The sequence below is a fragment of the Nitrobacter sp. 62-13 genome (assembly GCF_001896955.1).
GTDB lineage: Bacteria > Pseudomonadota > Alphaproteobacteria > Rhizobiales > Xanthobacteraceae > Nitrobacter.
This window is the reverse complement of sequence record NZ_MKRN01000111.1, coordinates 1-6,907: the sequence shown is the minus strand read 5'-3', so window position 1 is coordinate 6,907 and position 6,907 is coordinate 1. Positions and strand designations below refer to the sequence as shown.

The following is a 6,907-nucleotide window of genomic DNA, read 5'->3' as shown; positions in this document are numbered from 1 at the left end:
GGCCGGCGATATCTCCGATGCCGAACTCGGCCGCATGGCGAACGAAGCCTATGCGACGTTCCGGCATCCGGCGGTGGTGCCGCTCGATCAGATCGGGCCCGGTCAATTCATGCTGGAGCTGTTTCACGGCCCGACGCTCGCGTTCAAGGACGTGGCGATGCAGCTTCTGTCGCGGCTGATGGATCATGTGCTGGCGCAACGCGGTCAACGAACCACCATCGTGGTGGCGACCTCCGGCGATACCGGCGGCGCCGCGGTCGACGCGTTCGCGGGCCGCGACAATGTCGATCTGATCGCGCTGTTCCCGGACGGTCGGATTTCCGAGGTGCAGCGGCGCATGATGACCACGACGGATGCGTCAAACGTCCACGCGCTCGCGGTCAAGGGCACCTTCGACGACTGTCAGGCGATCGTGAAGGGGCTGTTCAACAACCACCGTTTCCGCGACGAGGTCTCGCTCTCCGGTGTCAATTCGATCAACTGGGCGCGGATCGTTGCGCAGGTGGTGTATTATTTCACCTCGGCGGTCGCGCTCGGCGCGCCGTCGCGCACCGTCGATTTTACCGTTCCGACCGGCAACTTCGGCGACATCTTCGCCGGCTACGTCGCCAAGAAGATGGGCTTGCCGGTGCGCTGCCTGCGCATCGCCGCCAATGTCAACGATATCCTGGTGCGCACCCTGAAAACCGGCATCTACGAGGTGCGCGAGGTTCACTCCACCACGTCGCCGTCGATGGATATTCAGGTGTCGTCGAACTTCGAGCGGCTGCTGTTCGAGGCGACCGGTCGCGACGCCGCGCAGGTGCGCGCACTGATGGCGTCGCTGCAGCAATCCGGCCGCTTCGTGCTGCCGGATACCGTGCTGGCCGAAATCCGCCGCGATTTTGACGCCGGCCGCACCGACGAAACCGAGACCGCAGCCGCGATCCGCACGGCGTGGCGCGAAGCCGGCGATCTCGTCGACCCCCATACTGCGGTAGCGCTCGCGATAGCCGACCGCGATACCTGCGATTCCCGCATTCCCAATATCGTGCTGGCCACCGCGCATGCCGCGAAATTTCCGGATGCGGTCGAGGCCGCCTGCGGCATGCGGCCGCAATTGCCGGCGTGGCTCGACGGCTTGATGACGCGTCCCGAGCGGATCACGATCGTGAACAACGATCAGGCGGAAATCGAACGGTTCGTGCTGTCCGTCAGCCGCGCCGCCAAGCAGGGAGTTGCGGGATGAGTGTCGAGGTGACCAAGCTGCCATCCGGCCTCACGGTCGTCACCGATACCATGCCGCATCTGGAAACGGCGGCGCTCGGCGTCTGGACCGGAGTCGGCGGCCGCGACGAGAAGCCGAACGAGCACGGCATCTCGCATCTGCTCGAGCACATGGCTTTCAAGGGAACGGCGACGCGGACGGCGCGGGAGATCGCGGAGGAAATCGAGGCGGTCGGCGGCGACCTCAACGCGGCCACCAGCGTCGAGACCACAGCCTATTACGCACGGGTGATGAAGGCGGACGTTCCGCTCGCGCTCGAGGTGCTGAGCGACATCCTGTCCAATCCGAGCTTTGCCGCGGACGAGCTCGAGCGTGAAAAGAGCGTCATCGAGCAGGAAATCGGCGCGGCGCAGGACATGCCGGACGACGTCGTATTCGAGCATCTCAACGAACTCTGCTATCCCGACCAGCCGATGGGGCGCACGCTGCTCGGCACGCCTGAGACGCTGAAGCGGTTCAACCGCGACATGCTGCATGGCTATCTCACGACACATTATCGGGGGCCGGACATGGTGGTGGCCGCCGCCGGGGCGGTCGACCACAAGGCTGTCGTCGCCGAGGCCGAGCGCCGCTTTGCAAGCTTCGCCGCAACGCCGGCGCCGAAGCCGCAAGCGGCGAAATTCGGAGAAGGCGGCTCCAGGGTCGTCCATCGCGACCTCGAGCAGGCGCATCTGACGCTGGCGCTGGAAGGACTGCGGCAGACGGACCACTCGCTGTTTTCATTGCAGGTGTTCACCAATATTCTCGGCGGCGGCATGTCCTCGCGGTTGTTCCAGGAGGTCCGCGAGAAGCGCGGACTGTGCTATTCGATCTACGCCTTCCATGCGCCCTATGCCGACACCGGCTTCTTCGGACTTTACACTGGCACCGATCCGAGCGACGCGCCTGAAATGATGGAAGTCGTCGTCGACATCATGAACGAGGCGGTCGAGACGCTGACCGAAGCCGAGATCGCGCGCGCGAAAGCGCAGATGAAAGCCGGCCTGCTGATGGCGCTGGAGAGTTGCGGCGCCCGCGTCGAACAATTGGCGCGTCACATGCTGGTCTACGGGCGACCGCAGACGGTGCCCGAATTAATGGCGAGGATCGATGCCGTCGACGTCGAGTCGACCCGCGATGCGGCTCGCAGCCTGCTTGCGCGCAGCCGCCCCGCGGTGGTCGCGCTCGGCAGTGGCAGGGGGCTGGACACGGCGGTGACTTTTGCCGAAGGATTGGCGCAGTCGAAGGCCCGAACCCTGCTTCACTAACGCCTGCATCACGATGGATCAATCGATCCAAAATCACGAACGTGATTCCAATTTTTGCAGCGTGATGCGAGCCGACAGCCGTTAGAGCCTTTCCGCTTCTGATGGAATCAGAAACAGGGCTTTATGATTTTGATTCGACGCGTTTTCCTTCACGCGAACCGGTAGCCATCCTTGGGCCAGGCCCGAAGACATGCTTCGCGCGAAAACGCTCTGGACACTTTGCCTCGCCCGCCCTGGTCCGCAAAAGTGGATGCTGGTCTCACCGCCAAACGGAATTCCACCCGGCCGGAAAATGCTCTAAGATTGAGGGCCGGCGGGTTCTGCGTCGAGGAACGCCATGGCTCTGTTTCGTTTACCATCCAGCGCGCCGTCGCTCATGCCGCGGGGACGCGGCCTTTTGCTTCGTGCGCCCGAGGCGGCCGATTTTCAGCAATGGGTTCAGCTTCGCGAATACAGCCGCGCCTATCTGACGCCATGGGAGCCGATCTGGCCATCGGATGACCTGACCCGCGCCGGCTTCCGGCGACGGCTCCGTCGTTATGCCGAGGATATCGCCGGCGACAAATCCTATCCCTTCATTGTGCTCCGCGAATCCGACGGCGTCATGCTGGGCGGTGTCACGCTCGCCAATGTCCGGCGCGGCATCGTGCAGGCCGGCACCATCGGATACTGGATCGGCGAACCCTATGCGGGGCGAGGCTATATGACCGCGGCGCTGCGGGTATTGCTGCCGACGCTGTTTGGCGAACTGAACCTGCATCGTATCGAGGCCGCCTGCATTCCAAGCAATGTGCCGTCGATCCGGGTGCTGGAAAAGTGCGGCTTCACGCGCGAGGGGCTTGCGCGGCGTTATCTCTGCATCAACGGGATCTGGCAGGATCACCTGCTGTTCGGGATGCTGCACGAGGATTTTCACGACTGAGCCTCCCGCGACCGCGCGGGCGCAATTGCGGCAGCGCATTCAGATCTGCGTGAACAGACCGTCAGAACCATGCAGACCCATCCCCGCTTGACAGGAACCGGCATGGTGGGTGGTTTTGCGCCTTGGGATTTCCGTCATTGCCTTGCTATAAAGCCGCCGCGTGGAAACAACGATCGGACGACGCGAATGGCTCCTGTTGCGGATTCGACCGAAGCGTGTGGACCGGCTGAAGTCGGGCGACCACGGCGCTTTCCGTTTCGCCTGACGGCCGTGGCGACAGCATGCTGCATCGTTGCGGTGTCGCCGGCGCAATCGCAATCGCTTGGTGATCGTTTCAAAAGCCTGTTCGGCATCAGATCGCAGCCGGAGCGGCCGCCTGCATCGGGTGCGACGGCTTCCGCCCCCGATGATCTCACGTGTCCGCCCGTGAGCATCCGTGCCGGCGCATCGACATACGCGGTCGGCCTGCCGGGCAAGGCGGCGAGTGGCCCCGACCTCCGCTACCAGGCGACTATCGGCGAGACCGCACGGGAATGCGACTACAACACCGACACCCATCAGATCGCGATCAAGGTGGGGATCCAGGTGCGTGTCATCGTGGGGCCGGCCGGCGCGCCGCCGACGGTGGAGGTGCCGTTGCGCGTCGCGGTAGTCGAGGATGGCGTCTCCTCGAAAACCATTGCCACCAAGGCCTATACGGTCACGGTGAACCTGTCGGGCGACCAAGGCGGAACCTACAGTTTTGTGTCGAGCGACATCGTTTATCCGGCGCCGCAAGGCGGAGCCGCCGATCGCTATGTGTTTTATATCGGTTTCGATCCGCAGGCATTGAAGCCTGAGCCTCGCGCGCGCGGCAAGCGAAGATAATCAGGCGCGCGGTTGCAAGGTGAAAAGCCTTCAACGCGCGTCATGGCCGAGCTTCGTTCCGGCCATCCATGCCGGCGCTCCAATCCTGCGCGCAAGAAAAAAGCCGCCGCAAAATGATTGCGCCGGCTTGTCGAGCATTTCCGCTTCTGATGGAAACAGAAGCGGGACTCTAAGATTTTTATTTGACGCGTTTTCTTCACGCGAACCGGTTTTCACTTCGCTCGAAAACGCTTTCGTGGAATCTGAATAAACTCAGTTCAGCTTGGCGCGGACCTCGCTGACGCCCTTGGCGAGCAGGTCGTCGGCGATTTGTCCCTTCACGGACTTCGACAGGATGGCGGAGGCGGCGGCAACCGCTGCGTCTGCGGCGGCGGAGCGAACGTCCGCGACGGCCTGGGCTTCCGCCAACGCGATCTTGCTTTCCGCAGCCTTGGTACGGCGTGCGACAAAATCTTCCATCTTGCCCTTTGCCTCGGCCGCGATGCGCTCGGCCTCGGCTTTCGCCGAGGTGATGATGTCCTGGGCTTCGCGCTCGGCGCTGGCATGGCGGGCTCTGTAGTCGGCGAGCAGCTTCGCGGCTTCGTCCTTCAGACGGCGCGCGTCGTCGAGTTCGCTCTTGATGCGCGCGCTGCGACGATCGAGTGCGGACAGCACCGTGCGGTGCACGCCAACATAGGCGAAGACGCCCATCAGGATCAGGAAGGCTATGGCAACCCAGGTTTCCGGCTCGGCAAACATGGCTATGTCATCCCTTCATCGAGGCTTCGACGGCGCTGTCGACGAGTTTGGAGTCGGGCGTTACGCCGGTCAGCTGCTGCACGATAGCCGCTGCCGCATCGCTTGCGATGCCGCGGACGTTGCTCATCGCCGCCGCGCGCGTCGAGGCGATGGTCTTCTCGGCGTCGGCGAGCTTGGCTGATAGCCGTTCCTCGAGAGCCTTGCGCTCGGCGTCGGCCGCGGCGTTGAGCTTCTCACGGGTCTCGTTGCCGATCGCCTGCGCACGGGTTCGCGCCGCCGCGAGTTCAGCCTCGTAAGCCTTGAGCGCAGCGTCGGACTCGTCCTTCAGCTTTTGCGCCTGCGCGAGATCGCCCTCGATTTTGTCCTGGCGATCGTCGATGGTCTTGCGGACGCGCGGCAACGCCAGTCGCGACGAGATCAGATAGAGCGCAACGAACGCGATCGTCAGCGACACCAGTTGGGACGCGAACGTGTCCTTCTGGAACGGCGGAAACGGGGCCTTGTGGCCGCCGTCGGCTTCGGTATGGGCCGCCGCGCCCTGTGCGTTGCCATGACTCTCAGCCACGGGCTTCTCCTCTGCGGTCGATCGGGACCCGGTTTTTCGGGTCCCGTCAGCCAGTCAGTGATCTTAAAGAGCGAACAGCAGCAGCAGCGCGATCAGCAGCGAGAAGATGCCGAGCGCTTCGGTCACCGCGAAGCCGAAGATCAGGTTGCCGAACTGGCCCTGGGCGGCCGAGGGATTGCGCACCGCCGCGGCAAGATAGTTGCCGAAGATGATGCCCACGCCGGCGCCGGCGCCACCCATGCCAATGCAGGCAATACCAGCGCCAATATACTTCGCGGCAATCGGATCCATAGAACAAACTCCTTGCTGAGGCTTGTGAGAGTGACTTTGAGAGGGTTGCGGAAACCGGCCTAGTGACCGGGATGGATCGCATCGTTGATGTAGATGCAGGTGAGGATGGTGAAGACGTAGGCCTGAAGGAATGCGACCAGCAGTTCGAGTGCGGTGAGCGCCACGACCAGCGCCAGCGGCAGCACGGCGCCGAACACGCCGACGATGCCCATGGCCCCCAGCATGGTGACGAAGCTCGCGAACACCTTCAGCGTGATGTGGCCGGCCAGCATGTTCGCGAACAGACGCACGCTGTGCGAAACAGGCCGCGACAGGAACGAGATCACCTCGATTGCCACGACCAGAGGCAGGATCACGACGGGAATGCCGGACGGAACGAACAGTTTGAAGAATCTCAGGCCGTTCCTGTAGAAGCCGTAGATCAGGACGGTGAAAAAGACGAGGAACGCCAGCGCGGCCGTGACGATGATATGGCTTGAGATCGTGAAGGTGTAGGGAATGATGCCGACCAGATTGGACACGGTCACCAGCATGAAGATCGAGAACACGAACGGGAAGAACTTCATCCCGTCCTTGCCGGCGGTGGTGCGTATGGTGTCTGCGACGAATTCGTAGCTGATTTCGGCGATCGACTGCATGCGTCCGGGCACGAGCTTGCGGCCGGTGGCCAGCATCAGAAGCGACGTCAGCACGACGGCGAGCAGCATGTAGGCGGAGGAATTGGTGAAGGCGATTTCCTGGCCGCCGATATGGCCGATCGTGAAAATCTTCTCGATGTTGAACTGGTGGATTGGATCCATCATCCGCGTGCAACTTTCGGTCTGCCGGCTGGCCGGCGTTCAAGCAACTCAGTCGTTCCGGCAACCATCCGTCATCGGTCAGTCTGCTCGGGAATCACGCCTGCCGACCGCATCACGTTGATCACGCCGGCCGCGAAGCCGAGCAGGAAAAACACGATCAGCCCCCAGGGCGAGGTCGACAGCAAGCGGTCGAATCCCCAGCCGATCACC

Annotated in this window: 10 protein-coding genes; 4 read left to right on the top strand and 6 right to left on the bottom strand. The window is 63.0% G+C overall.

Annotated elements, in window-relative coordinates; genetic code table 11:
- The 4 genes from thrC to BGN91_RS17675 form a co-directional block, all read left to right on the top strand.
- Positions 1–1,228, top strand: a 1,228-nt coding sequence (gene thrC, locus BGN91_RS09315) for a threonine synthase (protein ID WP_292612506.1), incomplete at its 5' end; no start/stop codon positions are given.
- Entirely contained in the window at positions 1,225–2,514 is a 1,290-nt protein-coding gene (locus BGN91_RS09310) for a pitrilysin family protein (protein ID WP_292612505.1), read from the top strand. The genes thrC and BGN91_RS09310, both read left to right, overlap by 4 nt.
- A 337-nt stretch (positions 2,515–2,851) precedes the next feature.
- Entirely contained in the window at positions 2,852–3,436 is a 585-nt protein-coding gene (locus BGN91_RS09305; protein ID WP_292612504.1) for a GNAT family protein, read from the top strand.
- Positions 3,437–3,862: 426 nt separating this feature from the next.
- The gene (locus tag BGN91_RS17675; RefSeq protein WP_366408421.1) at positions 3,863–4,303 is read left to right on the top strand and encodes a hypothetical protein; all 441 of its coding nucleotides are present in this window, start codon (positions 3,863–3,865) and stop codon (positions 4,301–4,303) included.
- A gap of 30 nt (positions 4,304–4,333) precedes the next feature.
- Here the strand turns inward: BGN91_RS17675 and BGN91_RS09295 are convergent, their stop codons facing one another.
- The 6 genes from BGN91_RS09295 to BGN91_RS09270 form a co-directional block, all read right to left on the bottom strand.
- A complete protein-coding gene (locus tag BGN91_RS09295) occupies positions 4,334–4,519 on the bottom strand; it encodes a hypothetical protein (protein WP_292612501.1) in 186 nt (61 codons plus the stop codon).
- A gap of 36 nt (positions 4,520–4,555) precedes the next feature.
- Positions 4,556–5,041, bottom strand: coding sequence for an ATP F0F1 synthase subunit B (locus BGN91_RS09290; protein WP_292612499.1), 486 nt, complete (start codon positions 5,039–5,041; stop codon positions 4,556–4,558).
- Between the two features lie 7 nt (positions 5,042–5,048).
- Positions 5,049–5,606, bottom strand: a complete 558-nt coding sequence (locus BGN91_RS09285) for a F0F1 ATP synthase subunit B' (protein ID WP_292612498.1) — start codon at positions 5,604–5,606, stop codon at positions 5,049–5,051.
- Between the two features lie 63 nt (positions 5,607–5,669).
- Positions 5,670–5,897, bottom strand: a complete 228-nt coding sequence (locus BGN91_RS09280) for a F0F1 ATP synthase subunit C (RefSeq protein WP_009796340.1) — start codon at positions 5,895–5,897, stop codon at positions 5,670–5,672.
- Between the two features lie 59 nt (positions 5,898–5,956).
- Positions 5,957–6,700, bottom strand: coding sequence for a F0F1 ATP synthase subunit A (locus BGN91_RS09275; protein ID WP_292612497.1), 744 nt, complete (start codon positions 6,698–6,700; stop codon positions 5,957–5,959).
- A gap of 68 nt (positions 6,701–6,768) precedes the next feature.
- Positions 6,769–6,907 (bottom strand): AtpZ/AtpI family protein (locus tag BGN91_RS09270; RefSeq protein WP_292612507.1); only part of this gene is annotated, 139 nt, incomplete at its 5' end.